This window comes from Mucilaginibacter sp. OK268 (assembly GCF_900103125.1).
GTDB lineage: Bacteria > Bacteroidota > Bacteroidia > Sphingobacteriales > Sphingobacteriaceae > Mucilaginibacter.
Window position 1 is genome coordinate 183,516 of the sequence record NZ_FNJV01000001.1, and the last position, 25,605, is coordinate 209,120.

Consider the following 25,605-nt stretch of genomic DNA (forward strand, 5'->3'; position numbering starts at 1 on the left):
AAAGTAGATTTTTATAGTGTTTTAACCTGTTTTTGAGCCTTTTTTTCTTTCCAAAGCGGTGCCGGCAAACCGGGGCCCATTTAAGTATTTATTGTTATATATTATATTTGTTTTAAGCGTTTGGCCAAACGGAGGCGTATCCTGAAAAGCCTATAATAGAGTAAGGGGACAAAACAATAAGTAACACTATTATGAAAAATTTAGAATTAAAAGAACTTGGTGTTCAAGAAATGAACGCTAATGAAATGACTAACGTTAACGGTGGTGGTCCATTAAGCGACATACTGGTTAACACTTTATTTGTGGCTTTGGGTGGTGTAAGCATTTTGGTAAACAACACAGTGAGCTTTGTTGGTTACACTGTAAATTCGCTTTTAAGCTTCATTAAAAGCTAATTAGTTTTATTTAACTATTTCCCAAAAACAATTTCGCGATCCCTGTTCCGATAAGGTGGTTAACACAGCTTATCTCACTGATTGCGATTCTAATTAATTTATGGCATTGCCATTATTGGCCGGCCAGACGGGCGAATCCTGAAAAGCCTTAACAGAGTAAGGGGTTATTGAACAAAAAATACTATTATGAAAAATTTAGAATTAAAAGAACTTGGCGTTCAAGAAATGAATGCTACTGAAATGACTAACGTTAATGGTGGTTTATTAGGTATCAGCATTGACCTGGGCCCACTTTTCGCTCAACTTAACAAAACATTAACTGAAGTTGTGTCATTTGTTACTACTCAAGTTAAGATCGTTGGCGCTATTCTTGGAGCGTTATAATAAAAATCTTTTAAATAGCCGTTGCCCAGGTTGGGTTAACGGCTATTTATTCCTATCGCACGTTACAAATCCTATTCCTCAAATTCACATAAATGGCGGATCCCGAAAAGCCATGAACAGAGTAGGGAAATTTTTTTAAAACTACCCTTATGAAAAATTTAGAGTTAAAAGAACTTGGAGTTCAGGAAATGAATGCTGCTGAAATGACCAATGTAAATGGAGGCAGTGTAATTGGAGGTATCATCAATGCGGTTCAAGCACTTGTAGATGGTCTTCAGGCAAATGTAAACCTGGATGGGATCATTCAGGACTTTAAAACCTTTTTTACTACTCTTAAAGGTTTGCTACACGGATAACCCTTGCTTAAATTGAGCTAAACGGTTATTTGCCCACATTATATTTAAACTAAAGATTATTCCCAAAACTTTATATACATGGCGTACCCTGAAAAGCCTTTAACAGAGTAAGGAAAATGATTAAAAATTCAATTATGAAAAATTTAGAGTTAAAAGAGCTTGGTGTTCAGGAAATGAATACTGCTGAAATGACCAAAGTTAACGGTGGCGGCTTAGGCGACATCTCAATCAGCCTTAACCTTGAGCCTGTTTTGAAATTTTTAGCAGGTGTATTAACTGATACCGGTACACTCCTTACTAAAACGTTGGGCTCTCTGTTCCAGTTACTTCAAGGTGGCTTGTAAGAAAAATATGCAATAGCCGTTATTCCTGATTTTTGAGGATGCCGGCTATTTGTTTAAAAAAAGGGCCTGCTTAACCGACTCAATTGTGTAAAATCAAAATAAACACCCACAATTATGAAAAATTTAAAATTAAAAGAGCTTGGTGTTCAGGAAATGGATACTAACGAAATGATTAATGTTAACGGTGGCGATGGTGGCCTTTTAGATAGTTTGCTTGGCCCTTTGCTTTTAGGACTTGTTCCTATTTTAAATTCGGTTATAGAGGCTTTAAAAGCAATATTAAAGTAGCCTTTATTCCTTCTTTTAGGGATGTCGGCTATTCGTTTTTCAATTTAAAAGGGTCAACTTAATTTGGCCCATTTGCGTAAAAATCAAATAAACACTCACAATTATGAAAAATTTAGAATTAAAAGAACTTGGTGTTCAGGAAATGGATGCTAACGAAATGATCAATGTTAACGGAGGTTATGGCTTAGGTGATTTGCTTGGCGCCGTTTTTACAGCTTTAGGCTCTATTTTAGATGCTGTTGTTAAATTGGTTCAAGGTTTATAAAAACATAGAATAGTCGTTGTCGTGAATGTTCAGGATAACGACTATTTTATTATGTTAACACAAGCATGGCATTATTTAACTATTCTACAGAAACAATTGCTGAAACATCTATCGTTTACCGTTCACAGATCAGCAGGCGAACCCAGCTTATCTATGTGGTTACGGTGATAGCGATATTAGTAACTTTTGCACTGCTTCCATTCATTAAAACCCCTATCAGCATAAAAGGCAACGGGCTTTTACAATCCTCTATCGAAAAAGCAGAATTAACCATTCCGGTTAATGGGCGACTCACAAGACTTAAACTTACCGACAATCAAAAAATTACCCGGGGCGATACCATTTTAGTGATAGACGCCTCAGTTCAGAAACAGCAAGGCGCTCTGGCCGATAATCGTAAAAGACAGATAGGTCAGTTTTTAGGAGATATCAACGAGCTATTGGCCGGTGTGAATAACGAAAGAACACGTACTCCTAATTTACAAACCGGGCAATACAATGCCTCATGGCAACAATTTGCGCAGGAGCTGCAAAATTCGGCCATTGCCAAACAACAGGCGGCAAGCACATTTAACCGCTATAACGAATTGTATAAAAATAAAGTACTCACCGAATCTGAGTACGAGAAGTATAAATTTGAGTATGACCAGGCCAAATCTGCCTATTTAATGATATTGGCTAAATATAAGACACAATGGCAAACCGAAGCCAATGGATTCAGGAATGAACTACGACAGCTAAACGGGCAGGAAGCTGAGCTAAACGAACAAAAAAGACAATATATGCTGAGGGCTCCCATAAGCGGCTCAGTCCAAAATATATCAGGCGTACAAAACGGCGCGTATGTGTTTGCGAATCAAAAGATCGGAGAAATATCGCCCGATGCTAATTTAACTGCCTTTTGTTATATCAAACCCTCAGATATCGGATTGATTAAAAAGGGACAGCAGGTGCGTTTCCAGGTAGATGCCTTTAATTATAATCAATGGGGCCTGGTAACCGGTAAAGTGGTCGATATTTCTGATGATATCATCATTGTAAACCAAAACCAACCTGTATTTAAAGTAAAATGTACCCTTGATAAAAATTATCTCACGTTAAAGAACGGTTATAAAGGGTATTTAAAAAAAGGAATGAATTTTACAGCCCGTTTTAGTGTAACCAAGCGGAGCTTGTATCAATTATTGTATGATAAGGTAGATGATTGGGTAAATCCTAATATAGGCAGTTAATCCAGATAGCAATGAGCATTAAAATAAAACAGCGGGATATAACGGATTGCGGGGCAGCTTGTTTAGCTTCTGTAGCATCACACTATAAGCTTGATCTTGCGGTTGCCCGTATCAGGCAGCTTGCAGGTACTGATAAAAAAGGAACCAATGTATTGGGTATGGTTGAGGCCGCTCAGAAATTAGGATTTGAAGCCAAGGGAGTAAAAGGACCTTTTGAAAGCCTGTTCAAAATACCCAAGCCTGCTATTGCCCACCTGGTGGTAAAAGAAATTTTGCACCACTATGTAGTGATATATAAGGTTACTGATAAATTTATTGAGGTAATGGACCCGATTGATGGGCAGTTGAGCCGTAGAAGCCATGATGAATTTAAAAAAGAATGGTCAGGAACGCTGATACTATTGTTGCCATCTGAAGAATTTGAAACCGGTAACGAAAAGAAATCGGTAAACGGCCGTTTCTGGACGCTGATCAAACCGCACAAAAGCATTTTAATACAGGCCCTGTTTGGCGCTATTATTTATACCATTTTAGGCTTATCAACCTCGGTTTTTGTACAAAAACTGGTTGACTTTGTATTGGTTGACGGCAATCGAAACCTGCTCAATATTATGGGTATTGGTATGGTGATCATTTTGGCATTGCAGCTTTTTATAGGTACAGCCAAAACTATATTTACCCTAAAAACCGGGCAAATGATTGATGCCAAGCTCATATTGGGGTATTACAAACATTTGCTGAGGCTACCACAGCAGTTTTTTGATACCATGCGTGTGGGCGAGATCATTTCACGTATCAATGACGCGGTAAAGATCCGTACGTTTTTAAATGATGTGAGCATTAACTTTTTGGTAAACATATTTATCGTGGTGTTCTCGTTCATCATGATGTTTACCTATTACTGGAAACTGGCACTCATCATGCTTAGTGTTATCCCATTATATCTGCTTATTTATTATGTAACGGATAAACTCAATAAAAAGGCACAGCGTAAACTGATGGAGGATGCCGCGGAGCTGGAATCACAACTGGTAGAAAGCTTAAACTCGGTTGGTACCATTAAACGCTTTGGTCTGGAAGATCATGCAGATGAGAAAACAGAAGTACGTTTTGTTAAACTGCTGAAGGTGGGCATGAAGTCGAACCTGAACGCTGTTTTTTCAGGCACTTCGTCTGAGTTGATATCCCGTTTATTAACCATTGCCTTACTTTGGGTGGGTGCCGGTTATGTGATGGATAATAACATAACCCCGGGTGAACTTTTATCATTTTATACTTTGATAGGTTACTTTACCGGACCGGTATCATCATTGATCGGGATGAACAGAACCGTACAGGATGCTGTAATTGCTGCTGATAGGTTGTTTGAGATCATGGATCTGGAGCGCGAAAGCGATGAAAACCAGATAGAGTTGAGTCCTGATAAAATTGGTGATATTCGTTTTGAAAATGTTTCCTTCCGTTACGGAACAAGGGTGGCTGTTTTTGATGACCTGAACCTAATCATCCCTAAAGGTAAATTTACTGCTATCGTGGGCGAAAGCGGTTCGGGCAAATCAACACTCATGTCGATATTGCAAAATATATATCCTATACAAAGTGGCAATGTACGGATAGGGGAGTATGATCTTAAATACATCAAAAACTCATCTCTTCGACAAATGATATCGGTGGTTCCGCAACAAATCGACTTGTTTGCCGGCAATGTTATTGATAACATAGCCGTTGGCGATAATGAGCCGGACATGAAAAAGATCATCGACATATCGGCTAAATTGGGTATAACCGGCTTTATAGAATCGTTACCTAAAGGCTTCCAAACCTACCTGGGCGAGAACGGAACTTCACTGTCTGGTGGGCAAAGGCAACGCATCGCCATCGCAAGGGCATTATATCGCAATCCCGAGATCCTGATATTGGACGAAGCTACGTCTTCACTTGATTCTGTGTCTGAAAAATATGTGCAAAAGATGATCGAAATGCTAAAAGAGGATCAAAAAACAGTCATCGTTATTACACATCGTTCAAGCACTTTAAATAATGCAGATAATATTATTGTATTGGATAAAGGCGTAGTTGTGGAGCAAGGCAGCCATAAAAAATTAAATTACAGTTTGAGCTAAAAGCCGAAGGCTTAAAGCGAAAAGCTTAATGCTGAAAAGACGCGTCATTGCGAGGTACGAAGCAATCTATATGCTATACAGAGTGACTCTGCTAATCGGGGATTGCTTCGTACCTCGCAATGACGCGTTTTCTATAAAACAACAAAAGCGAGGTATGCCTCGCTTTTGTTGTTTAGCCCTTATCCTCCCGGATATCTGCGCTTTAGTAAAGCATAAAATTTTTCGGCGGTAGCGGGCTTGCTTTCCCAATTGTTTTTTACAACGTAGTTGGTTTTCAAAAAGCGTTCTGCTTCATCAAACGTATTAAAGCGATTCACTATTTCAACAGCTTCGCTGTAGGCCAGACTGTAACCATTAAACAGATCTTTAATATAAAGCAGTTTATCATTCAGGTTGATAGCCGATTTCAGATCGGTAATAGGCAAAACAGTCGCTGGTGACGCGGCAACAGCTCCTTTATCTTTTTCGGCTTTTAATGCCGATATTTTTTGATTAATAGTAAGTACTTTATCGTCGGTCGCCACTTTACCGTCATCGGGATGATCAATAGCCTCAGGACTAGGTTGATCATCCGCGGCTACAGGTGGTAATTGTTCAGTGAGTTCTTCCTGTTCAAAATGATCTTCTTCATCTTCCCATTCAGCAGTATGATCAATCTCCAGTTCTTCTTTTACAGGTTCTGGTTCATGTCGCTCAAGCGAATAGGTGTCGCCTGTATCTTCGGTCTTTAGTTCAATTTGCGGAACAGGCTGCTCCTCCTGTGCAGGTATGATCTCTGGTTCCGGTTCTGTCTTAACCGGGTTATAAGGTGGTTGAACGGGTGGAATAGCGGCTTGGGTTAGCTCCAGCTTGCTTTCGGCAGCAGGCTTTTGTTGTACAACAGGTTCAAAATAGCGTTGCTCATGTATAGGCTCCGTTTTTTTTTCAATGGGCGCCGGTGGGGGTAACGCAATAGGCTTACTTATTTCTATTACCGGTTCCGGCTTTTCGGTAATGAGCGCTGGTGTGGCCGGGTTGGCACGTTCATGCAGCCGGCGTAATATCTCGGCATGATCTTTTAAAAAATGGGCGTTGGCAACAAACAGCTCCAGTTCGAGCTCGTTCAGTTCACTGCTTTCTGCTTCAAGGTAATTATATTGGTCATTAAGCTCTTTTAAAATACCACCTATCTTTTTAAATACATCCAGTTGCTTCATGGCTTCAATCTTAGAAAAATGCTTACCAAAAATAGGATTAAATTCTGATATTTGCCCTCCACTAATAGTCAGAATGGTATTTAACGAGGAAATTTTTAAACGTAAAAGTGAATTAGGCGGCAGTATTGAAGTGATCTGCGGATCGATGTTCTCGGGCAAAACCGAAGAACTGATCAGGAGGCTTAACCGTGCCCGTATCGCGAAGCTGAAAATAGAGATATTTAGCCCAAAAGCTGATACGCGTTTTGTTGAAGATGCTCTGGTATCTCACAATGCCAATTCCATTCCCTCTACGCCGGTTGACAGTGCTTCGGCTATATTATTACTGAGCAGCGATGTTCATGTTGTTGGTGTGGACGAGGCCCAGTTTTTTGATGATGAACTGCCCGAGGTTTGCAATATATTAGCCAACAAAGGTATACGTGTAATAGTTGCAGGTCTGGATATGGATTTTAAGGGCCGCCCGTTTGGCCCGATGCCAGCTATTATGGCCATTGCCGAGTCAGTTACCAAATTGCACGCCGTATGTGTAAGGTGTGGAAACCCGGCGCTTTATTCTTATCGTTTGGTACCAGACGAAGCCAGGATACTCCTGGGTGAACAAGAAAGCTATGAACCCCGCTGCCGTATTTGCTACCATAGCTAACGCAGAAATATTTTTTTTGTATAAAACCCTCTTTTTCAAAACAAAAGGTAGCATGCCATGTGTTAATGCTTTGGTAAAGCATAGTGTGTTTATAATTAATTTTTTTAATTATAATTAAAGCATGGTATTGCATTCATTCTTAAGTTAAGGGTTTTATGGCAAAAAAAATCTTAGTGATCGAAGACGATAAAGACATCAGAGATACCATTGTGTACGTGCTGGAAGAGGAGGGTTATGAAGTGATAGCTTCAGATAATGCCAGGATCCTGAAAAAAGTGCAGGACCTGAAACCTGATCTGATACTGCTTGATAACTGGTTAACCGATTGGATGAGTGATTTAAGCGGGCAACAGTTGAGCAAGGCATTAAAAAATGATCCTGCTACTAACCATATCCCGGTGATCCTTATCTCGGCTGTAAATAATTTAAAGGAAATTGCTAAAGCCGGGGAAGCCGATGGCTACATCAAAAAACCATTTGATCTCACTGAATTGATTGAGGTGGTAAAGAACCACATCCAGATAGACCTATAAAGAATCAAGAATTAAGATAGTAATAATGAACGGCCTTTCAACATGTTTTGAAAGGCCGTTTTTATGGGTTATAACCTCATGCCAAGCCCAACATTAAATGTGTGTCCATCGGCAGGTAAAATTCCGGGACCGGGATACATGTTGATACGGTGGGTAAAATATTTGGCGTTAAACAGATTATTAACGTTTGCATTGAGATGGTAATTTTATTCGTAATTTATCAAAGGGCACAATTGGTGTAATTAACACACTAAGCGCCTGCTTAAAACGCTTAAGGTAAGGATACATGGGGGCGTTATAAAGCAGTTTGGAGTGGTTGTTTTTTAAACCTCAAACCAGTAAAAAAACTTAATTGCCTTATTTATAGTTAATTGTTGATTATTAACCGTATCTTTACTTAATTAAATAAAAATATAATGCAAGGAACAGTAAAATTTTTCAATGAAAGCAAAGGTTTTGGATTTATTACACCAAGTAATGGTGGTGCCGAAGTTTTTGTACATGCCTCAGGCCTTATTGACACTATCCGTGAAAACGACAGTGTTACCTACGATGTAGAACAAGGTAAAAAAGGCTTAAATGCGGTAAATGTAAAAGTAGGTTAAATAACTATTATTATAATCGTACAAGCATCTGCACATTGTGTGGATGCTTTTTTTTGTGCCCTATAATTGGTATCAACAAAAAAAAGCGGATAGTTTTGGCTATCCGCTTTCTTATTCGTGGGCTAATGCCCGGTAATTACTTAGTTCAAATACGATTGTAAAAGATTTGATTTGGAGTTATGACGCAAACGCATCAAAGCTTTATCTTTTAACTGGCGTACCCGTTCGCGGGTAAGATTAAATTTCTCACCTATTTCTTCTAACGAGTGAGGGGCATAGCCACCCAAACCAAAGAATAAAATAATAACCTCACGGTCGCGCTCGGCAAGTATGCTTAATGAACGTTTGATCTCTTGTGAAAGAGAATCCATCATCAGTTCGGTATCAGTCGCGGCATCAGTGCTTTGCAATACGTCAAGCAGGGTGTTTTCTTCACCTTGAATAAACGGAGCATCCATAGATATCTGACGGCCAGCATTACTCAGTGAGTCGGCAATTTTATCAACAGATACTTCCAGGTCTTCAGCCAGTTCCTCAGGTGTTGGCTGCCTTTCAAATTCTTGCTCTAATTTCGAAGCCGCTTTATGAATCTTACTTAATGAACCAATTTGGTTTAAAGGTAAGCGCACAATGCGTGATTGCTCCGCAACAGCCGATAATATAGACTGACGGATCCACCACACAGCGTATGAAATAAATTTAAAGCCCTTGGTTTCGTCAAAACGTTTAGCCGCTTTAATTAAACCTAAGTTTCCTTCGTTTATAAGGTCGCCTAAGGTAAGGCCCTGATTTTGGTACTGTTTTGCCACTGATACTACAAAGCGAAGGTTAGTTTTTGTTAACCTTTCTAATGCAGCCTGGTCGCCCTCACGGATCTTCTGCGCCAGGATCACTTCTTCCTGTGCACTAATTAAATCTACCTTGCCTATTTCATGCAGATACTTTTCAAGCGACTGAGACTCGCGGTTGGTAATGGATTGGGATATTTTAAGTTGTCTCATTTTTTTGAATAGATTTTTTTCAAGCTAATAAACAGTCCGATAAGATTTTGTCTGGTTAAACTTAACCAGCCGATATTAAAAAATAAATTAAATTAAACTTTGCTTCTGTAAATTTTACTATACCCGGGATAGTTACGAGGGTTGGCTAATGCTGTTATTGCAGTACGAAGCGTGGTGTTAGTAACCAATAAATGTTTAATCAAATGTATGATCTCTTAAATGGATGCACAAAGATACTCAATTAAATGCTATTATTGTGTCAAAATTACATGACGCAAGGATGTAATAACGGTTTATTATGTTCTTTTTTTAATTTAGTTGGTTATTTCGGCGTTTGTCTCCTCTTTTTTCGCCCGGTTCTTGTTCCACTTTATCTTAATCTTGCCATCATCACCGTCTGTAGCTAATATATGTAAAACAATGCCACGCATGCGTTTTTTATTTCGTTCAGTTTGATCAACTATAGTCGAATCCTTTTTAGGATTACGGAGTGGTATATCAAGCGCTATGTTAGTACCTCTTGATAAAGAATACACGCCGGCCACATCCATATTTAATACGCTTGAGTTAATTTGCATAGGGCTTATGGTAATTTTATCGCCGTTGATGTCAAATTTGCCTTTCAGGTTTGAAAAAGTGATGTTCTTCAGATCGCGAAACGGGAACGCGAATTTCCCTACACTTGTTATCGGGCTAAAGTTAATCAGTGCCCCTTTTTGCAGGTCAATGGTTGCCGTGCCGTTTATAGAGCGGGGTACGATGTTGCCTTCATTATTGATACTACCAGTGATATGCGCTTGTGCCGATAAAAACCCCCTTAAGTTTTTTGACGAAAAACTCTGCAAGCCAAAATCATTAAACGAATAAAAGAAATTACTCACATTTACATTATCAACCTGGGTATTGAGCAAGAAGTTGTTCACCTTACCATTTTGAACGATATTACCGGCCAGTTTTAATGATCCGCCTGCATGTTTAACGCTTACATTCTGAACTTTTATCGTATTATCAGCCAGTAACAGATCGGCAGTGGCATCGGTAGCTAAAAACTTTTTATAATAAACTTTGGCAACGCGCAGATGCAATTCGGCCCGGCCTTTATCAAAGGCTGTGTTTAGTTTGTTATTTAAATTTACTTTGGTATTTTTTGTTTTAGCAGGTGCCTCACTTTGCCGGGCATTTAAAAAGCCTAAAAATTCTGCTATATGTAGCTGCGGACTTGTTATTTGCCATACGATCAGTATTTTCTCAGGGGCGGTGTAGTACAGATTTAAAAAATTACTCACCTTTCCTTGCATATTTACCACACTATTACCAGTTTGCAAGCGGATATTATTCATATACAAATCGTTCTTATAAAATCTTAGTGCAATACCCGTATTTTTAAAATGAAGGTTACGCGGTAAATAACTTACGTCGGCATTTTTGATGTTAACTACACCATCCAGCAAAGGCTTGTTTAACTCGTAATTTACCAGGTCGGCTTTGTAAACCATGGTAATATCAGCAGTACCTTTTGTAAACTTAAGGCTCTGTTCGCCAATAACAGGGTTAAGCTTTTCCACTTCAAATTTTGATCTGAACACACCCGTAGCAACCGGCGTACTCAGGTTATTGATAAAGGCGGTATCAACGGTAAAGGGCAAGCCTTTATAATCGCCATTAAAATGATACAATTTGATAATAGAATTTTCATCATTTAAGCCTTTACCATTGATATAATTGTTGCTGAACACCCCATTGAAACTACAGTTATTAATACGACCACCAGGGGTTGTTAATGTATTATCCTTTACTTTACAGGTAACAAAGATCAACGGATCACCGGCGCCAAAACTGCCTTTCAGGTCGGCGGTTACAGTAATGGGGGCATCCAGATCAAACATCCGGAGACTTTTGGTGATATTAGCTGCCAGCAGATTTGACGCGCTTTTCCAAAGGATATGGTCGTCGGCAATGTTTAGTGTAAAGTTAACCGGGGCTTTGGCTAAGTTAAACTGACCGCCAATGGTAAAGGTATCATCGCCAATTCCCAATTTGTTAGGCGCCACGGTGATCAACTTGTTTTTGTTATCATAGCTAATATCAAAAGGTCCGTTAAGCAGTTTATCTTTTATAAAGCTTCCTTTTTTAGTGTTGAACGAGAAGCTTTTTACCAGTGTTTTTAATTGCAAATTAGCTTTCCAACCAGTAGTGGGGTAATCCATTTTGCCATCAATATCCTGCACCTCGAACTGAAATAATTTAGATGCCTTGCGGTCGTCCACAACAAAATTAACGTTGTTTAATGCAAAGCGTTTTATCTGGGTTGATGAACTGCTTTTTTCTTTAGTTAGTTTGCTTTCCTGGTGTTTGCTTTTAAAAACAGCCGTATTGCTATAGCCGGTGCTATCCGTAAATAGATCGATATTGGCATTGCTGATCTCTATTTTATTAATATTAACTGTGCCTTTAAGTAAAGCGCTGGCATCTACAGAAACATAAATGTCTTTCGCGCTCAGCAAGGTATGGTGATGATTGGCCCAAAGTTTATCCTTTAGGGTAACATTCTTTAACGCTAACGATACACCCGGGAAGCCCTTAAAAAAAGTAGGATCGAGCCCACCTATGGTAAGGGTACCGTTCAGGTTTTTGTTAAGCTCGGTAGTAATGAGGTTGAGCACTTTTTGCTTATTGTAAACAACATAAATAGTAATAGCTATAAAGGCCACTATAACTAATGCTACAATACCGCTCAATACTTTTAATGTTGTTTTAACCCAATGAGGCATATTTGTTAATTTATCAATAAAGGGTTAAATAACCTAATTGTTTGTTTATAAAGCTACTGGTTGTGAAATGTCTGCTCTTTTTTACAAAGCTTACCAAATAGCTTGTAACAAAATTTAGGCTGAAATATCTTAACAGGATACGCAGCTAAATGAAAATACGACACCTTTTAACCGTTATAGCAATTGTACTTATTTTTGAATTGCCAACCTCTGCCCAGATAAAACAGCTCAATGAATTGGTATACACCAAACAATATACATTATTAGAGCGGGCTTTAGCTACAACACATATATCGACGAATGACAAGATACTTTATAAAGCGTTTTTAACCAACGCGTTTAATCAACCCGAAGCTTCCAATTTGCTCCTTAAAAAAATATTTGCTGGTAAAATAGCGGCAGGTGATAGTAAACTACAGTTTTATTTGCATCGTATTGCTTATGACAACTATGTTAAATTGAATAATTACAAGGCCGCCCACATGGCCTCTGAACAATTGGTTAAATATTACAGCGCTTGGTTTAGCGCAAGCGAACTAACTGATCAGCAGGAGGAAAACAAAATATGGGCCGCACTTGCCACTGCCCCTGCTCAACAGGCGCACAAACAGGCGTCATCAGTCATCCCGATAAAAAAAGATATGGCCGGTTTGTGGAATATCCCGGTGCAACAGCAGGGTAGCAGTTATCTGTTTGTTTTTGATACAGGCGCCAATATATCAACCATAAGTGCCAGCTATGCCCAGAAACTGCATCTGGATGTGGTTAAAAACTCCCAGGTGAGCATCGAGGGCGGTATGAATGGCGTAAGCACCAAAGTGAATCTTGGTATAGCCACGCAGCTCAACATGGGTAATGTGCAGATCAATAATGCCTTATTCCTGATATTCCCGGATAGCGCATTAAGTTTTGCGGGCGGGGCTTACAAAATAAATGGTATTATCGGCTTACCCATTATTAAAGCGCTTGAGGAAATAACGATTGGTAAAGATGCCATGCAAATACCTTTGATAGTAGATAGAAAAACTATCCCGCATAACCTGGCACTCGATCTGCTGCAGCCTGTAATTTATATGGAGTACCAGGGTAAATCACTGCCTTTTACTTTTGATACAGGCGCGCAGGTAACTTTATTTAGCGATAATTTTTATAAACAATTCAAGCCCCATTTGGATAGCATCGCCAAAAAAGATAGTCTGCACATGGGGGGCGCTGGTGGCTCGAGGCGAATGAAAACACTCAAAGTACCGCAGTTAATTTTTACTGTTGATCATAAACAAGTGCTGTTTAATAACACGCAGGTAAACGTTGAAGAAACACAGGTGAGCGACAAATATTATTACGGCAACATGGGGCAGGATATGTTTGCGCAGTTTACCAGCATGACCATCAACTTTGTTAACTCGTCCGTTTCATTTGGTAACCGGAAAAAGCAGGCAAAATAATTATTTACTGTTGATCAGCTTCAAAGCCTCCTGTATGTAATGAAAGCCCTGGTCGGAATAGGGTAGAGTTAATGCAAACTGGTGTCCCTGCGCATCCATTTTTAATAATGATTTTTTAAGGATATTGATCACCTTTTCGGCCTCGTATTTAGGATGAAAATCCTCGTACTGAAATTGCAGAAAAACCAGGCAAAGGGCATTTTCCATAGTTTGTACATCGTGGTCAACCTTGATTTTTTGCTTGAGCAATATCTGCCGCACCCTGGCAATTTGCTCAGGATCATAACCAACATTTTCCATAATAGCAGCCGTTTTTTCGGCGTGGTATTGGGCCAGATCCTTACGCCATTTTAAATAGGCTTCCCGGCCTTCGGGATAGGTATTGCGCGGTATTTCCCAACGACCGATATGCTGACTCCGGGAGGCAAGTAACAATTCTTCGCTGGCATTAGGATCTAGTTTATTCACCCAGTTGTACAGTTCAATGGCCAAAAAATACTCCTGCGGATAGCTTATATTTTCCCAGGTAAAAGTGTTGGGGTCTTTTTGATTATAGGCATCAAATTGCTCAAAGGCGGCATTTAGTTTATTCATGGCTATCAATTATTTAACTGGAGTATTCTTTTAGCAACTGCCGGTAACGGTTCAGTACGCTTGATTTGGATATAAAACCAACAAATTTGTGCTGATCAACTACCGGTAGGTTCCAGCTATTGGTTTCATCAAATTTTTTGACAATTTCCCGCACATCGTCCCCGGCGTCGATAATAGCGGGAGGGGTAACCATTACTTTTTGTACGTTCAGTTCGTCATACAGATCCTTATTGAACATGACCGGTCTGATATCGTCCAGCAGAATGATACCTTCCAGTACGTGATCATCGTTAGTTACGGCGATAAAGTTTTTCTTACCCACACTAATAAGCTCAATCAATTCTGTGAATGACGCGTAGATGCTGATCTCCTGTACGTCATGGTCGATCAGGTCGGGCGTATGCAGCAGCAGGAGCAGGTTTTGATCGTGCTCTCGGGTAAATATCTTGCCCTCCTCGGCTAGTTGTTTTAAGTCGGGCGATATAGCAGAGAAACGTTTGGCGATCAGGAACGACACCACCGAAACGATCATCAGCGGCAGAAAAAGATCATATCCCGAGCTCGATTCCGCTATCAGGAATATAGCTGTCAATGGCGCATACAGTACCCCGCTCATTACCCCCGCCATTCCCACAATAACCATATTGGTTACGGGTACATTCGGGATCCCCATCTGGGTGCATACCACCGCGACAAAATAGCCCAAAGTGCCCCCTGCGAATAACGATGGTGCGAAATTACCGCCGTTGCCGCCGCCATAAATAGTAATAGAGGTGGCAAAGGCCTTGAGCAGGCAAATAAAGCCCAGGAACAGCAAAATAAACCACTCATGAAAAGTGAAATATTTAAAAAAGCTAACCGCCACTACCGACTCTATCTTCCCCGTGGCCAGCACTTTAATGGTCGAATAACCTTCTCCAAAGAGGGGCGGAAACAGTACACAGAGTACCGAAAGCAGTACCCCGGCTATGATGGCTTTTTGCAGTCTGCTCCTTTTTAAATGTTTAAATTGATGCTCCACCCATTGCGATATCACCACAAAGTAGCGGGCATACAAACCGCAGGCTATACCCAGTACAATATAGAACGGTATGTTTTTATAGTTAAAAGCCTGTCTCGATGTAAACTGAAATAAGGCCTCCTCGTTTAAAATGATTCTGGATACCAAACTGCCACAAACGGCTGCCACAACCAGGGGTATAAAATCGGTAAAAACCACACCGGTAAGCAATATTTCAAAGGCGAACATCATACCAGCTATGGGGGCGTTGAAGGCCGAGGCTATACCCGCTGTAGCGCCAGCGGCTAGTAGTAAGGTACGGTCTTTATAGTCCAGCTTGTAGGTTTTGGCAAAGTTGGAACCAATGGCCGAACCCGTTACCGCGATAGGGCTTTCCAGGCCTGCAGAACCACCCAAACCTACGGTAATGGCGCTTTGCACTATCTGGGAGTACATTTTTACCGGTGATACCAGGCTGGAGTTCTGGGCAATTTCATATAGTATGGCCGGAATGCCTTTCCTGTCGTTGCCCCGGTAAATGTATAGTACCACTAGGGTGGTAAGTACAATACCCAGCAGGGGAAATACCACATAAAAAACGATCTGCTGCTCAAACTGAAATTTGGAAGTGATGAGGTAGTGGATATAATGCACCAGCATTTTTAAAACTACCCCCGCCAAACCCGCTGTACAACCCACCAATATACCCGATAGGATCAGGAAATGACTGTGCGAAAGATTGTTGCGAACCCAAAGCAATATGATCTCATAACTCCTGACCTTTTGAACACTGTTGGCCCTGAAATCGCGCTGAAACTTAAAAAAGTTATGAAACCGCCTTAATTTACTGTACTTACTCAATGAAAACCTCCCGGCTGCAATTTAGGTATAAATTTGGAGCGGGTGTTAAGATATTCGAATCTGGAAAATCTGTCCGCCAGGTACGTTGCTCAAAAACTTTTTAAACCTTAAATTTTAACACTTTTTTGGCCGAAATGGGATGAAAATCGCCCGGAAACTGCTCGAAAAACCCCCATTTTAACACTTTTTAACAAATTTTAACACGGTTTTGAGCAGTTTTTAAAACTTTAAAAAGTATTAATCTATTGATTGTCAAATAACTAGATGTAAAATGGTCTGTTTTTGACCTGTTTGAGGGCTTAACAAAACAGCCCGGTTTTCCTTTTCGTGGGAAAACCGGGCTGCTGTATATGTAAATATACGAAAAAATTGTGAAGAATTCCCCGATCTACGCCATGCCGAACTTGTTTCGGCATCCCATGAGCAAGGTGTACAACATGGCGGTTAACCTGTCCTGAGGGATCCTGAAACAAGTTCAGGATGACAGAACCCGCTACTTCTTCCGTCCCAAAGTCATTTCTTTCAAAGTGTCCTCATTGAGGAGTTTGAAGCTTTTGCCGTCAAGCTTGATGAGTTTGTTTTGTATAAACTCCTGCGTTACCTTAAAAAAGGTCTCATACACCACGCTGGCGTAGGAGGAGATATCCTGCCGGGTGAGTTCGATATCTACGTATCCGTTTTCATTTAAGCCAAACTGGTTACGAAGGGATAACAAAGCCTGCGCGATGCGTTCCTTGACCGGCATATGTGCCAGGTTGCGCATCCGCTTTTCCGACTCCTGCAGCTCATTGGCAAAAAACTTCATGAGTTTGTACGTAAGCTGACTGTTTACATTTAATGACGACTCAAAGAAATCCATGTTAACGTAACACACAATCCCTGGTACAACGGCCGTTGCCGATATGGGATAGGTTGATGTATCACCCAAACCTAAATGCCCCAGTATATCCCCCTGTTTGGCAAAGCGAAGGATCAGGTCCTTTTCCTGGTCCCATTGTTTATGAACTTTTACTACGCCTTTATACATAAAGTAGATGCCGGTTACGTCATCGCCCTCCTTAAAAAGCTGCTGCCCTTTTTTTAGGGTGATATTCTGTTTGTGGGCACCAATGGCAGGTAGCCAGTCTTTAAGGCTGTTGCGGCACAAAAAACAGGTATTCAGATCGCAGGTATAGGGGGCTTTTGTCATAAATGTTGCGTATGCAATAATAAATATTTAATTGTTAGCCTCACCACCCGCAGTCGACACAAACACGTCATTGCGAGGAACGAAGCAATCCCCGACTTGCAGAGCCGCTCTGTATAGCATAGAGATTGCTTCGTTCCTCGCAATGACGTGGATTCTGTAATTTGGTATTAATGACTGTTGTTTATTGTTAAAATAATATAAATTATATAAAAATTTAAATTAATGTTTTATTTATATTGTTTATACAATATTACAAACTAAAACCTTAATTTTGTACCCCGAAAAGCTGGTCTTAACAATCCACAGCCGGCATCATAAAATGGAACCATTAAAAAAAGCTGCAAGCAAAGCCGGGATACCCATATCGCCCGCATTAAATTATATCGAGAACTCATCCAATTCCGCAAACGGTATTATCCAAAAAAAACGACTGCTGTTTATTTCGTGCTTATCGGTAGCGGTGGCAGTAGCTATCAGTCTTATCGCCAAAGTGTTGATCTATTTGATTAACCTGGTTACCAATATTTCTTTTTATGGATCGTTCAGTTTAGGTTTTCACTCACCGGCGGGTAACCATCTGGGGCCATGGGTTATTGTTATACCGGCTATTGGCGGTATATTGGTGGGTATTATGGCTTTTTATGGTTCAAAGGCTATTCGGGGGCATGGGATCCCCGAGGCTATGGAGCAAATATTGGTTAACGAAAGTAATATCAACCCGGCTATTACTTTTTTAAAACCCATATCATCGGCTATTGCCATAGGTACCGGCGGACCGTTTGGCGCAGAAGGACCTATTATAGCCACGGGTGGCGCCTTAGGCTCGACCCTGGGTCAACTCTTCCGGATAACTGCCAATGAACGTAAAATTATTTTGGCGGCAGGGGCTACGGCTGGCATGTCGGCTATATTTGGTACGCCCATAGCGGCAGTTTTTTTGGCTATTGAGTTGTTGCTGTTTGAGTTTTCGCCGAAGGCTATACTGCCCGTGGCTTTAGCCTGTATCACCGGTGCGGCGGGCCACCATTTGCTGTTTGAATCGGGTCCTGTATTTCCCATGCCCGATCTGCCAACGCCGTCAAACCCGGCCTTGGCTATTTACAGCTTTATGGGTATCGTCATAGGCTTTTTATCATTGGGTATCACCAAAATAGTATATGTTATTGAAGATAATTTTGAAAAGCTACCTATTCACTGGATCTGGTGGCCGGCCATTGGCGGTCTGGCTGTAGGCATCATTGGTTTCTTTGCGCCGCATACGCTGGGTGTGGGTTATGATAACATCACCGGTTTGCTATCGGGCAAATGGCCGCTGATCATTATCTGCAACCTATTGTTCCTCAAATTTTTATCCTGGGCCATCGCGCTGGGTAGCGGTACATCTGGCGGTACCCTGGCACCTTTACTCACCATGGGCGGTGCGGCCGGTGCGCTTATAGGTACGCTTATTTTATTGATGTTCCCTAACTCGGGCATCAGTATCCCTATGGCCGCGCTGATCGGTATGTCGGCCATGTTCGCGGGAGCTTCAAGGGCCTATTTAACCAGTATCACCTTCGCGTTGGAGGCCACTATGCAATCACACGCGCTGTTGCCTTTGCTGGGCGCATGTACCGCGGCCTACATGGTTTCGTTTTTCCTGATGGAAAACACCATCATGACCGAAAAGATAGCCCGTCGTGGTATTTTTACGCCAGATTCTTTTGAACCCGATCTGCTGCAAAAAATGGTGGTTTCGCAGGTGATCAGTGATGAAGCAACGGTCATCAATCTTAACAATAACATTGCTGATGTACGTGCCTGGGCAAGCACCAATAATATCCACGATAATTACCTCATTGTAGTGAATAACGATGGCGAATTTAACGGTACGTTAAAGCTAACGGACATTTACAGCCGTGATCTTGACCCAACTTCGCCATTACGGGATCTTCTTAAAAAGGAGGCCTGGGTTTCTGTTAAAAGTACCGATACACTGCGATATGCCATGGAAATGATGTCAAAAACTGATGTGGAAGTGTTACCGGTACTATCACCCGGCGATCAGCAGGTTACCGGCATATTATCCTACCGGGATATCATCTCGGCCTTTAAAATAGAAGCCGATAAAACGCAGCAGCCCTATGTGAAAATATCTCTGAAGCGGCAACGGATGAAAATGCTGGTGAAAGGGAGAAAAACCTCACCCAGCCCTCTCCAAAGGAGAGGGCTTTAAGAACTTTTCTTAAAGTCTCCCCCTCGGGGGAGATTTAGAGGGGGTGTATCGTCAACAAAAACTCCCGTAACACCACCGCATGATTTTGCTGTTCGTCATGAACGGAGTAGAGCAGGGTAACCGTGTCGTGCGTTTTTATCAGTTCAACCAATTCGTTAATCGCTTCTTTTGATTGTCGCAGTTCGGCGATGTAGTTGTGCTGAAATTCGGCCCAGTTTTGCGGGTTGGCGTGATATTGTTTGCGTAATTCGGTTGATGGGGCTATATCCTTCATCCAGCGGTCAATTTGTGCCCGCTCTTTGGTTACACCTCGGGGCCACAGGCGGTCGACCAGTATGCGCAGGCCATCTGCTTTGTCGGCTGGGTTGTATATTCGTTTTAAGTTGAGAATCAAGAGACAAGAATCAAGAGTTAAGAAAATATCCAACAATTTAGGAAATATTTGGTCCTAAATAATCATATTCCTTTTTTCTTGATTCTTAACTCTTGATTCTCAACTCTTGATTCTTAACTCTTGATTCTCGACTCTCTCTCTTACTCTTCCGTTTTATATTCCTCTATCTCCTTCAAAAACTCCATAGCTTTGATGATCTTTTTGCCGCCAAAACTTTCAATAAACTTTTTGACCCATTTACGATGGATGTTTTTATAAGTTAAAGTATTGAATAAATAGACAGACAGTATAGTAAATAAAGTAACTACAGTGAGGTTGATAGCCCAGAATGTTGTTCCGCCGTGATCAACCAATTGCTGACTATACCAAAATGTGCACCAAAAAGGGGTTTGCAGTATCATTATCCGGCCTACCATATTCAATGAGCTTTGTATAGCGGCCAGTTTTTCCTGTGTGCGGGTGATGGTATCAGTAATGCTCACACGCTCTAACATAGCCAGATGCCTGATATAAGCGGCCACAGCAAAAATATTGAACAGGGCGATAAGACCGATGGAGATAGCGAAATAGATATTGTTTAAACTGTTGATCACCAGAAAGCCCAGAAAAACGGTGAATAATATACCAACCACCACCCCAAAAACCTGGTTACGGCGAAACGAGTTGATATGGTCCTCGATTTTTTTGGTTTGCATTTCCCTGATGATCTTATAATTGAGCTGCAGGGATCTTTCCAGCTTCTGATCGTAATCGCGCCACATTTGTTTTATCATTGACTCTTCCATGGTATTAAGCGTTAATTTTTGAAAATTTTTGTTTTAATTGTTCTTTAATGCGGTTAGTCTTCGTGCGCACGTTGGCTTCAGACAAACCCAGTATTTCGGCTATTTCTTTGCCGCTCTTTTCCTCCAGGTAAAGCAGCATCAGGGCCCTGTCCAGTTCTTTCAGCTCGTTAATAAACTGTTGCAGGAGGTTGATTTGTGCTTCTGGCGATGACTCTGTTTCTTCGCTAAAATCCATCATACTTTCAGACAGCGGGACGATCACATCGTTCTTCTTTTTTTCTTTCCGATAGGAGCTGATGGCCACATTGAGTGCCACACGGTACATCCAGGTAGATAATTTGCTGCGGTCATCAAAACTGGGAAAGGCCCGCCAAAGCTGGAAAATGATTTCCTGCACCAGATCCTTTTTATCATTCTCATCCTTCTTGAACGAATTAGCGATCTTGTAAATGATCCCCTTGTTCTGCTCAATTACGGTTAAGAATATTTCCTCTTGTTGATTACTCATCGAATATCTACGCTGATTGTGTTTTACCAATTATTCGCACAGGGGAGCGAAATGTTACAGTTTTTGCCATTTTTTTCTAAAGAGGGTGTCATGCTCCGTCGAAGCATGGTGGGCAGGCCTCTGCGCTCGACCCTTCGACGGGCTCAGGGTGACACCCACCCTCATGTCATTGCGAGGAGGAACGACGACGCAATCTCATCGCGTTCAATATGCAAGTGAGGAGATTGCCGCACTGCGCTCGCAATGACATACTCTTTGTAAATAATGGGGTTCATATCTTACGTAATACGTCATTGTATCTTCAAAGCCCATGGATTTTAATTCTCAGGGTAATACCCCTGTATAAATCTATCAGTTTTTTCCTTGTCTTGATTCTTGACTCTTGGTTCTTGTTTCTCGTTCCCGATTTTTTTCTAAACCAGAGTCAGGGTAAAGTTCATGGGGCGTGTCATAGCTCCAAATACACGATAAATATTATAGACATGAACTTTTACTCTTACAATGACAGCCTCTTATTAACTATTTTAAAAATATGGACATTTTTTTTAATAGTATTTGTAGGCACCAATGCCCAGGCCCAGGATCACGACCGTGCCCGCACTAACGTTGGTTTGGTTTATCCGCTCAGCAGCAACTGGACAAATGCAGCCCGTGATACCAATAGTTTTTCGCTAAACCTGATCGCCGGGGTATCAGCTGCCGAGCGTGGGGTTACCATCGCAGGTTTCTCCAATATTATTCACAATGACGCGCGTGGTTTCCAGATAGCCGGGTTTTCAAATCACGTAGGGAAAAATGCCGATGGTACCATGGTAGCCGGTTTTCTAAACACATATGGCGGTGGGCACGGAGTGGCGATTGCCGGTTTTGCCAATATAGCGGCTAACAGCAGCGGTGCCCAGATAGCCGGTTTCCTGAACAAGGGTGGTAATGTTTCAACCCTGCAGCTGGCCGGCTTTATGAATATAGCCCGCGACAATAAAGGCACGCAGATAGCCGGTTTTATGAACGTAGCTAAAAAATCCAAAGGTACCCAAATAGGCTTTATCAACATTGCCGATAGCGCCGGTACACAAATAGGTATCATCAACATCGCCAAAAACGGCGAAAAAAGCCTGGGGGCCACTATCGACGAAAATCAAACTGCACTGTTAACCTTCCGCTCTGGTGGTAAAGTGTTTTACGGTATTGTGGGTATTGGTTACAATTTCAAGAATAAAAAGCAAAAGTATGCCTACGAGGCCGGTTTTGGCGCGCATGTGTTAACCATCCAGTCGTTTAGTCTGAATACAGAACTGGTGAACGGTGGACTGGAAAGCTTTAAGGGCGACGAGTATTGGAAATCAACATTCAGGCTGATGCCATCATTCCGGATAGCGAACAAGGTGGAGATCTTCGCCGGGCCATCTATCAATTATGTGAATACCAACACCGAAGAAGGGCGTAAGATGACCACCAAATATATCAACAGCTGGACACGCCATGACGGCCGCGACCTGCACGGATTTTATGTCGGTTATACCGCAGGTGTACAGGTGGCATTGTAGATGTTACACAAAGAGGGGTGTCACCCTGAGCTCCGTCGAAGGGTAGAGCGCAGAGGCCTGCCCACCATGCTTCGACGGAGCTCAGCATGACACCCTGTTTTTAGTATAAAACAAATTTTTTCAAAACACAGTCAGGGTAAAGTTTACCGGGCGTGTCATACTACCAAATAACAGATAATAATTCAATAAAAATGATCACAAACAAAAACCAAAAAATGAAAGCAGTTAAATTATTTGCAACCGCAGCTATCCTGGTTACTTTAGGGATAGGTTCGGCAAAAGCACAGTCGTCGCCAGATCTTGAATTTGGTATCAAGGCAGGTGTTAACTTTTCTACCTTAAAAACGGGCCTGAGTGCTATTAATGATAAATCGGGGAAAATAGGTTTTAACGCCGGTATATTTGCCAGGGCCGGACAAACCTTGTACTTTCAACCGGAGCTAAACTATGTAACCTTCAGCGATAAATACCGTTTTAATTCAAACTCGTACGAAGCTAAGTTCAGGCAATTGAACGTACCTTTAATGGTAGGCTACAAGATTGTGAATACTGCCGATCTGAATTTCAGGGTATCAGCCGGTCCGGATCTGTATTATAACCTTAAAACACCAATTGCTCCGGAAGGCTTTAAATACAAAAAAGTTAGCGCCGGGGGTGTTCTTGATGCAGGTGTTGATATAGGCAGCTTAACTTTTGACGCCCGCTACAGTTTAGGTTTAAGCAAGGTGAATAAGGAGCTTGGCCAAAAGGCCAATATCTTTAGCCTGGGAGTTGGCTTTAAATTTCAATAACATAATTAGAGTCAGGAGTTAAGAATCAAGAGTCAGGATAAGCCAAAAGCAATTTGCTATTATTGTTTATCTTGACTCTTGATTCTTGACTCTTGGTTCTTGATAAATACCATAATGGATAATAAGGAGATGACAGCCGATCTGGTCAACGAAAATGAGGCCGTTTTTGAGCAGCTGTTCAAAAAACATTTTAGGGAACTCCATGCATATTCTTTCTCGTTATTGAAGGACTGGGATGTGGCGGAAGAGATTGTGCAATCGCTGTTCCTTAAACTCTGGGAAAAAAACGACTGGTCGCATATACAAACATCCATTAAATCGTACCTGTACAAATCGGTATACCATGAGAGTCTGAACTATATCAGGCGACAGAAAGTTCAATTAAAATATCAAACCTCAACAGCGTATGCCATGAAGAACGATACAGATGATGCGGCAGGCAAACTAAAAATGGGCGAACTGGAGCAGCATTTAAACAGAGCCCTGGGTAAACTGCCCGAAAAATGCCGGGCCATATTTCAGCTGAGCCGGTTCCAGGAATTAAAATACCAGGAAATAGCCACCCAGTTAGATATCTCTATAAAAACTGTAGAAACCCACATGGGCAAAGCGCTGCGGATATTAAGAAAAGAAATGAAAGAATTTTTACCACTTATTGCATTAATGTTATTTAATATGTTTAGATCATGAAACAGGATATGAGCGAAGATATACTGATCAAATATATTTTGGGAGAGGCAAGCACCCATGAAGGGCAGGAAATTGAGACCTGGAAGAGCGCTAATCACGCTAATGCCAAAAAATTTGAGGAGGTAAAAATTATCCTGGAAACCGGTAAGCAGCTGGCAGAGGTTAGTCCGCTGAGTGAGGCCGAGGCCTGGGAAAAATTTAAGGAAAAAAGAGCGACCGCCAGACAGGAGCCCGCCAAAGTAGTTTCGATAAACAGGAGTACTGACACTAACTGGCTGCGCATAGCCGCGGCCGCGATATTGGTAATAGGCGGCGGATGGATAGGTTATTACCTGTACCAGCAAAACGCCGCTACCCAGGTGGTGAACATTCAGGCCAATAACCAGGTGAGGGTTGATACCTTGCCCGATGGCTCGGTGGTGCATTTGAACAAAAACTCGGGTATCAGCTATGTGGGTACTTTTAAATCAAAACGTGAGATTACCCTTGCCGGCGAGGCATTTTTTGATGTGAAGCACAATGAGGCAGCCCCCTTTACCGTGCACGTGAATGATGTTACCATAAAAGATATAGGTACGGCCTTTAACGTAAAAAGCAAGCAGCGCAACACCGAGATTATTGTAGAGAGCGGAATTGTACAGGTAAGCCGGAGCAATAACGCGGTAAGATTAAGCCGAAACGAAATGGTAAGCATCAATTCCGATGATAAACAGCTGAAGGTTGAAAAAAGCACCGACGATCTGTATGGCTACTATAGAGAACCCGTATTTAACGCCGTTCATGTACCACTATCGCGTTTGGTTGAGGTATTGAACGAAGCTTACAGCGTGAATATCAGAATTGAGAATACGGCTCTGCGTAATATCCCTATCACTATCCCCATCAAATGGACCGATCCGTTGAGCAACGTATTGGAGGCTATAAAAGGCACAACCCCTGCTATGAATATCATAGAAGTAGGAAATAATGTCATTATCAGATAATAAAAGAGGCTGTATCATCAATCATGACCGGCCTCTTTTTCTTTGATCTATTCAGATATCCGGTGTTATAAATTGGGTTTACATGGTTTACACTTTTTATGGTTTGCATTATTTTAACTAATTGTAAAGCAAAGTGTTATGTATTTTTTTAATCATTTAATGGGTTTACAGTGTAAACCCAACTTTATACTTCGTCGGTTCAAGTGGTCACGCCTGAATAGACTGAAAATATAAAAAAGGGTGTCACCCTGAGCCCCGTCGAAGGGTAGAGCGCAGAGACCTGCCCACTATGCTTCGACGGGTAGCATGACAGCCGACTAAAAAAGCCAAAGCCCTGTGCGATTCCTTCCCTCGGGAAGGAGAGGAAGGAGTTTATGAAATAAGCTAATCATCGCGCGTAGAAACCCCTCCGCCGGTTCAAGCGTCCACGCTTGAACCCATACTTAAGTAAGCGTGGACGCTTA

The 25,605-nt window shown here is 41.5% G+C and carries 26 protein-coding genes; 17 read left to right on the forward strand and 9 right to left on the reverse strand.

Annotated elements, in window-relative coordinates; all coding sequences use genetic code 11:
* Window positions 1–191 precede the first annotated feature (191 nt).
* From BLR84_RS29585 to BLR84_RS00865, 8 genes are all read left to right on the forward strand, one after another.
* The gene (locus tag BLR84_RS29585; protein ID WP_143013790.1) at window positions 192–395 is read left to right on the forward strand and encodes a hypothetical protein; all 204 of its coding nucleotides are present in this window, start codon (window positions 192–194) and stop codon (window positions 393–395) included.
* A 186-nt stretch (window positions 396–581) separates the two neighbouring features.
* Window positions 582–779, forward strand: a complete 198-nt coding sequence (locus BLR84_RS00845; protein ID WP_076378047.1) for a hypothetical protein — start codon at window positions 582–584, stop codon at window positions 777–779.
* A gap of 149 nt (window positions 780–928) precedes the next feature.
* Entirely contained in the window at window positions 929–1,135 is a 207-nt protein-coding gene (locus BLR84_RS00850) for a hypothetical protein (RefSeq protein WP_090462996.1), read from the forward strand.
* A gap of 134 nt (window positions 1,136–1,269) precedes the next feature.
* Window positions 1,270–1,479 (forward strand): hypothetical protein, encoded by a 210-nt coding sequence (locus BLR84_RS00855; RefSeq protein WP_090465648.1) that lies wholly within the window; start codon window positions 1,270–1,272, stop codon window positions 1,477–1,479.
* Window positions 1,480–1,593: 114 nt separating this feature from the next.
* Window positions 1,594–1,767 (forward strand): hypothetical protein, encoded by a 174-nt coding sequence (locus BLR84_RS29845; protein ID WP_176851901.1) that lies wholly within the window; start codon window positions 1,594–1,596, stop codon window positions 1,765–1,767.
* 103 nt (window positions 1,768–1,870) lie between these two features.
* Window positions 1,871–2,032 (forward strand): hypothetical protein, encoded by a 162-nt coding sequence (locus BLR84_RS29850; RefSeq protein ID WP_166095710.1) that lies wholly within the window; start codon window positions 1,871–1,873, stop codon window positions 2,030–2,032.
* 65 nt (window positions 2,033–2,097) lie between these two features.
* Window positions 2,098–3,264, forward strand: a complete 1,167-nt coding sequence (locus tag BLR84_RS00860) for an HlyD family secretion protein (RefSeq protein ID WP_090463000.1) — start codon at window positions 2,098–2,100, stop codon at window positions 3,262–3,264.
* 11 nt (window positions 3,265–3,275) lie between these two features.
* A complete protein-coding gene (locus BLR84_RS00865) occupies window positions 3,276–5,387 on the forward strand; it encodes a peptidase domain-containing ABC transporter (protein WP_090463003.1) in 2,112 nt (703 codons plus the stop codon).
* A 179-nt stretch (window positions 5,388–5,566) separates the two neighbouring features.
* Here BLR84_RS00865 and BLR84_RS00870 read toward each other — a convergent pair whose 3' ends face one another.
* The gene (locus BLR84_RS00870) at window positions 5,567–6,583 is read right to left on the reverse strand and encodes a hypothetical protein (protein ID WP_090463006.1); all 1,017 of its coding nucleotides are present in this window, start codon (window positions 6,581–6,583) and stop codon (window positions 5,567–5,569) included.
* A gap of 73 nt (window positions 6,584–6,656) precedes the next feature.
* Here BLR84_RS00870 and BLR84_RS00875 point away from each other — a divergent pair, with 73 nt between their 5' ends.
* The 3 genes from BLR84_RS00875 (at window position 6,657) to BLR84_RS00885 (ending at window position 8,367) form a co-directional block, all read left to right on the forward strand.
* Window positions 6,657–7,229, forward strand: a complete 573-nt coding sequence (locus BLR84_RS00875; RefSeq protein ID WP_090463009.1) for a thymidine kinase — start codon at window positions 6,657–6,659, stop codon at window positions 7,227–7,229.
* A 155-nt stretch (window positions 7,230–7,384) separates the two neighbouring features.
* Window positions 7,385–7,762 carry a response regulator gene (locus tag BLR84_RS00880; protein ID WP_090463012.1) on the forward strand — a complete coding sequence of 126 codons (378 nt, stop codon included), beginning with the start codon at window positions 7,385–7,387 and terminating at the stop codon, window positions 7,760–7,762.
* 413 nt (window positions 7,763–8,175) lie between these two features.
* Window positions 8,176–8,367 (forward strand): cold-shock protein, encoded by a 192-nt coding sequence (locus BLR84_RS00885; protein WP_076378023.1) that lies wholly within the window; start codon window positions 8,176–8,178, stop codon window positions 8,365–8,367.
* A gap of 140 nt (window positions 8,368–8,507) precedes the next feature.
* Here BLR84_RS00885 and BLR84_RS00890 read toward each other — a convergent pair whose 3' ends face one another.
* A complete protein-coding gene (locus BLR84_RS00890) occupies window positions 8,508–9,368 on the reverse strand; it encodes a sigma-70 family RNA polymerase sigma factor (RefSeq protein ID WP_076378021.1) in 861 nt (286 codons plus the stop codon).
* A gap of 314 nt (window positions 9,369–9,682) precedes the next feature.
* Window positions 9,683–12,139 (reverse strand): AsmA family protein, encoded by a 2,457-nt coding sequence (locus BLR84_RS00895; RefSeq protein WP_090463015.1) that lies wholly within the window; start codon window positions 12,137–12,139, stop codon window positions 9,683–9,685.
* Window positions 12,140–12,288: 149 nt separating this feature from the next.
* Between BLR84_RS00895 and BLR84_RS00900 the strand changes: the two genes are divergently transcribed.
* The gene (locus BLR84_RS00900) at window positions 12,289–13,584 is read left to right on the forward strand and encodes a pepsin/retropepsin-like aspartic protease family protein (protein WP_090463018.1); all 1,296 of its coding nucleotides are present in this window, start codon (window positions 12,289–12,291) and stop codon (window positions 13,582–13,584) included.
* Here BLR84_RS00900 and BLR84_RS00905 read toward each other — a convergent pair whose 3' ends face one another.
* The 3 genes from BLR84_RS00905 to BLR84_RS00915 form a co-directional block, all read right to left on the reverse strand.
* The gene (locus BLR84_RS00905; RefSeq protein WP_090463021.1) at window positions 13,585–14,178 is read right to left on the reverse strand and encodes a DUF4202 domain-containing protein; all 594 of its coding nucleotides are present in this window, start codon (window positions 14,176–14,178) and stop codon (window positions 13,585–13,587) included. It lies immediately after the preceding gene.
* A 13-nt stretch (window positions 14,179–14,191) separates the two neighbouring features.
* Entirely contained in the window at window positions 14,192–16,039 is a 1,848-nt protein-coding gene (locus BLR84_RS00910) for a chloride channel protein (protein ID WP_090463025.1), read from the reverse strand.
* Window positions 16,040–16,532: 493 nt separating this feature from the next.
* Window positions 16,533–17,228 (reverse strand): Crp/Fnr family transcriptional regulator, encoded by a 696-nt coding sequence (locus BLR84_RS00915; RefSeq protein ID WP_090463027.1) that lies wholly within the window; start codon window positions 17,226–17,228, stop codon window positions 16,533–16,535.
* A 319-nt stretch (window positions 17,229–17,547) separates the two neighbouring features.
* On the opposite strand from BLR84_RS00915, the gene BLR84_RS00920 reads away from it, so the two are divergent.
* A complete protein-coding gene (locus BLR84_RS00920) occupies window positions 17,548–19,443 on the forward strand; it encodes a chloride channel protein (protein ID WP_090463030.1) in 1,896 nt (631 codons plus the stop codon).
* Between the two features lie 34 nt (window positions 19,444–19,477).
* On the opposite strand, the gene BLR84_RS00925 is transcribed toward BLR84_RS00920, so the two are convergent.
* The 3 genes from BLR84_RS00925 to BLR84_RS00935 all read right to left on the reverse strand — a co-directional run bounded on the left by BLR84_RS00925 (window position 19,478) and on the right by BLR84_RS00935 (window position 21,130).
* On the reverse strand, window positions 19,478–19,837 hold the full coding sequence (locus BLR84_RS00925) for a DUF488 domain-containing protein (protein WP_218128189.1): 360 nt from the start codon (window positions 19,835–19,837) through the stop codon (window positions 19,478–19,480).
* 140 nt (window positions 19,838–19,977) lie between these two features.
* Window positions 19,978–20,622, reverse strand: a complete 645-nt coding sequence (locus tag BLR84_RS00930; RefSeq protein WP_143013791.1) for a hypothetical protein — start codon at window positions 20,620–20,622, stop codon at window positions 19,978–19,980.
* A 4-nt stretch (window positions 20,623–20,626) separates the two neighbouring features.
* On the reverse strand, window positions 20,627–21,130 hold the full coding sequence (locus BLR84_RS00935; RefSeq protein WP_090463034.1) for an RNA polymerase sigma factor: 504 nt from the start codon (window positions 21,128–21,130) through the stop codon (window positions 20,627–20,629).
* A 482-nt stretch (window positions 21,131–21,612) separates the two neighbouring features.
* Here BLR84_RS00935 and BLR84_RS00940 point away from each other — a divergent pair, with 482 nt between their 5' ends.
* The 4 genes from BLR84_RS00940 (at window position 21,613) to BLR84_RS00955 (ending at window position 25,141) form a co-directional block, all read left to right on the forward strand.
* Window positions 21,613–22,677, forward strand: coding sequence for a hypothetical protein (locus tag BLR84_RS00940; RefSeq protein WP_090463036.1), 1,065 nt, complete (start codon window positions 21,613–21,615; stop codon window positions 22,675–22,677).
* Between the two features lie 215 nt (window positions 22,678–22,892).
* Window positions 22,893–23,468 (forward strand): porin family protein, encoded by a 576-nt coding sequence (locus tag BLR84_RS00945; RefSeq protein ID WP_176851902.1) that lies wholly within the window; start codon window positions 22,893–22,895, stop codon window positions 23,466–23,468.
* Between the two features lie 114 nt (window positions 23,469–23,582).
* Window positions 23,583–24,158, forward strand: a complete 576-nt coding sequence (locus BLR84_RS00950; protein ID WP_255366829.1) for an RNA polymerase sigma-70 factor — start codon at window positions 23,583–23,585, stop codon at window positions 24,156–24,158.
* Window positions 24,155–25,141 (forward strand): FecR family protein, encoded by a 987-nt coding sequence (locus tag BLR84_RS00955; RefSeq protein WP_090463041.1) that lies wholly within the window; start codon window positions 24,155–24,157, stop codon window positions 25,139–25,141. The genes BLR84_RS00950 and BLR84_RS00955 overlap by 4 nt, the downstream gene beginning before the upstream one ends.
* The last annotated feature ends 464 nt before the right edge of the window (window positions 25,142–25,605 follow it).

Bases quoted from the DNA above. Each gene is read 5' to 3' on its own strand.
- BLR84_RS29585 (WP_143013790.1), top strand. From the start codon at position 192: ATGAAAAATTTAGAATTAAAAGAACTTGGTGTTCAAGAAATGAACGCT.
- BLR84_RS00845 (WP_076378047.1), top strand. From the start codon at position 582: ATGAAAAATTTAGAATTAAAAGAACTTGGCGTTCAAGAAATGAATGCT.
- BLR84_RS00850 (WP_090462996.1), top strand. From the start codon at position 929: ATGAAAAATTTAGAGTTAAAAGAACTTGGAGTTCAGGAAATGAATGCT.
- BLR84_RS00855 (WP_090465648.1), top strand. From the start codon at position 1,270: ATGAAAAATTTAGAGTTAAAAGAGCTTGGTGTTCAGGAAATGAATACT.
- BLR84_RS29845 (WP_176851901.1), top strand. From the start codon at position 1,594: ATGAAAAATTTAAAATTAAAAGAGCTTGGTGTTCAGGAAATGGATACT.
- BLR84_RS29850 (WP_166095710.1), top strand. From the start codon at position 1,871: ATGAAAAATTTAGAATTAAAAGAACTTGGTGTTCAGGAAATGGATGCT.
- BLR84_RS00860 (WP_090463000.1), top strand. From the start codon at position 2,098: ATGGCATTATTTAACTATTCTACAGAAACAATTGCTGAAACATCTATC.
- BLR84_RS00865 (WP_090463003.1), top strand. From the start codon at position 3,276: ATGAGCATTAAAATAAAACAGCGGGATATAACGGATTGCGGGGCAGCT.
- BLR84_RS00870 (WP_090463006.1), bottom strand. From the start codon at position 6,583: ATGAAGCAACTGGATGTATTTAAAAAGATAGGTGGTATTTTAAAAGAG.
- BLR84_RS00875 (WP_090463009.1), top strand. From the start codon at position 6,657: ATGGTATTTAACGAGGAAATTTTTAAACGTAAAAGTGAATTAGGCGGC.
- BLR84_RS00880 (WP_090463012.1), top strand. From the start codon at position 7,385: ATGGCAAAAAAAATCTTAGTGATCGAAGACGATAAAGACATCAGAGAT.
- BLR84_RS00890 (WP_076378021.1), bottom strand. From the start codon at position 9,368: ATGAGACAACTTAAAATATCCCAATCCATTACCAACCGCGAGTCTCAG.
- BLR84_RS00895 (WP_090463015.1), bottom strand. From the start codon at position 12,139: ATGCCTCATTGGGTTAAAACAACATTAAAAGTATTGAGCGGTATTGTA.
- BLR84_RS00900 (WP_090463018.1), top strand. From the start codon at position 12,289: ATGAAAATACGACACCTTTTAACCGTTATAGCAATTGTACTTATTTTT.
- BLR84_RS00905 (WP_090463021.1), bottom strand. From the start codon at position 14,178: ATGAATAAACTAAATGCCGCCTTTGAGCAATTTGATGCCTATAATCAA.
- BLR84_RS00915 (WP_090463027.1), bottom strand. From the start codon at position 17,228: ATGACAAAAGCCCCCTATACCTGCGATCTGAATACCTGTTTTTTGTGC.
- BLR84_RS00920 (WP_090463030.1), top strand. From the start codon at position 17,548: ATGGAACCATTAAAAAAAGCTGCAAGCAAAGCCGGGATACCCATATCG.
- BLR84_RS00930 (WP_143013791.1), bottom strand. From the start codon at position 20,622: ATGGAAGAGTCAATGATAAAACAAATGTGGCGCGATTACGATCAGAAG.
- BLR84_RS00935 (WP_090463034.1), bottom strand. From the start codon at position 21,130: ATGAGTAATCAACAAGAGGAAATATTCTTAACCGTAATTGAGCAGAAC.
- BLR84_RS00940 (WP_090463036.1), top strand. From the start codon at position 21,613: ATGAACTTTTACTCTTACAATGACAGCCTCTTATTAACTATTTTAAAA.
- BLR84_RS00945 (WP_176851902.1), top strand. From the start codon at position 22,893: ATGAAAGCAGTTAAATTATTTGCAACCGCAGCTATCCTGGTTACTTTA.
- BLR84_RS00950 (WP_255366829.1), top strand. From the start codon at position 23,583: ATGGATAATAAGGAGATGACAGCCGATCTGGTCAACGAAAATGAGGCC.
- BLR84_RS00955 (WP_090463041.1), top strand. From the start codon at position 24,155: ATGAAACAGGATATGAGCGAAGATATACTGATCAAATATATTTTGGGA.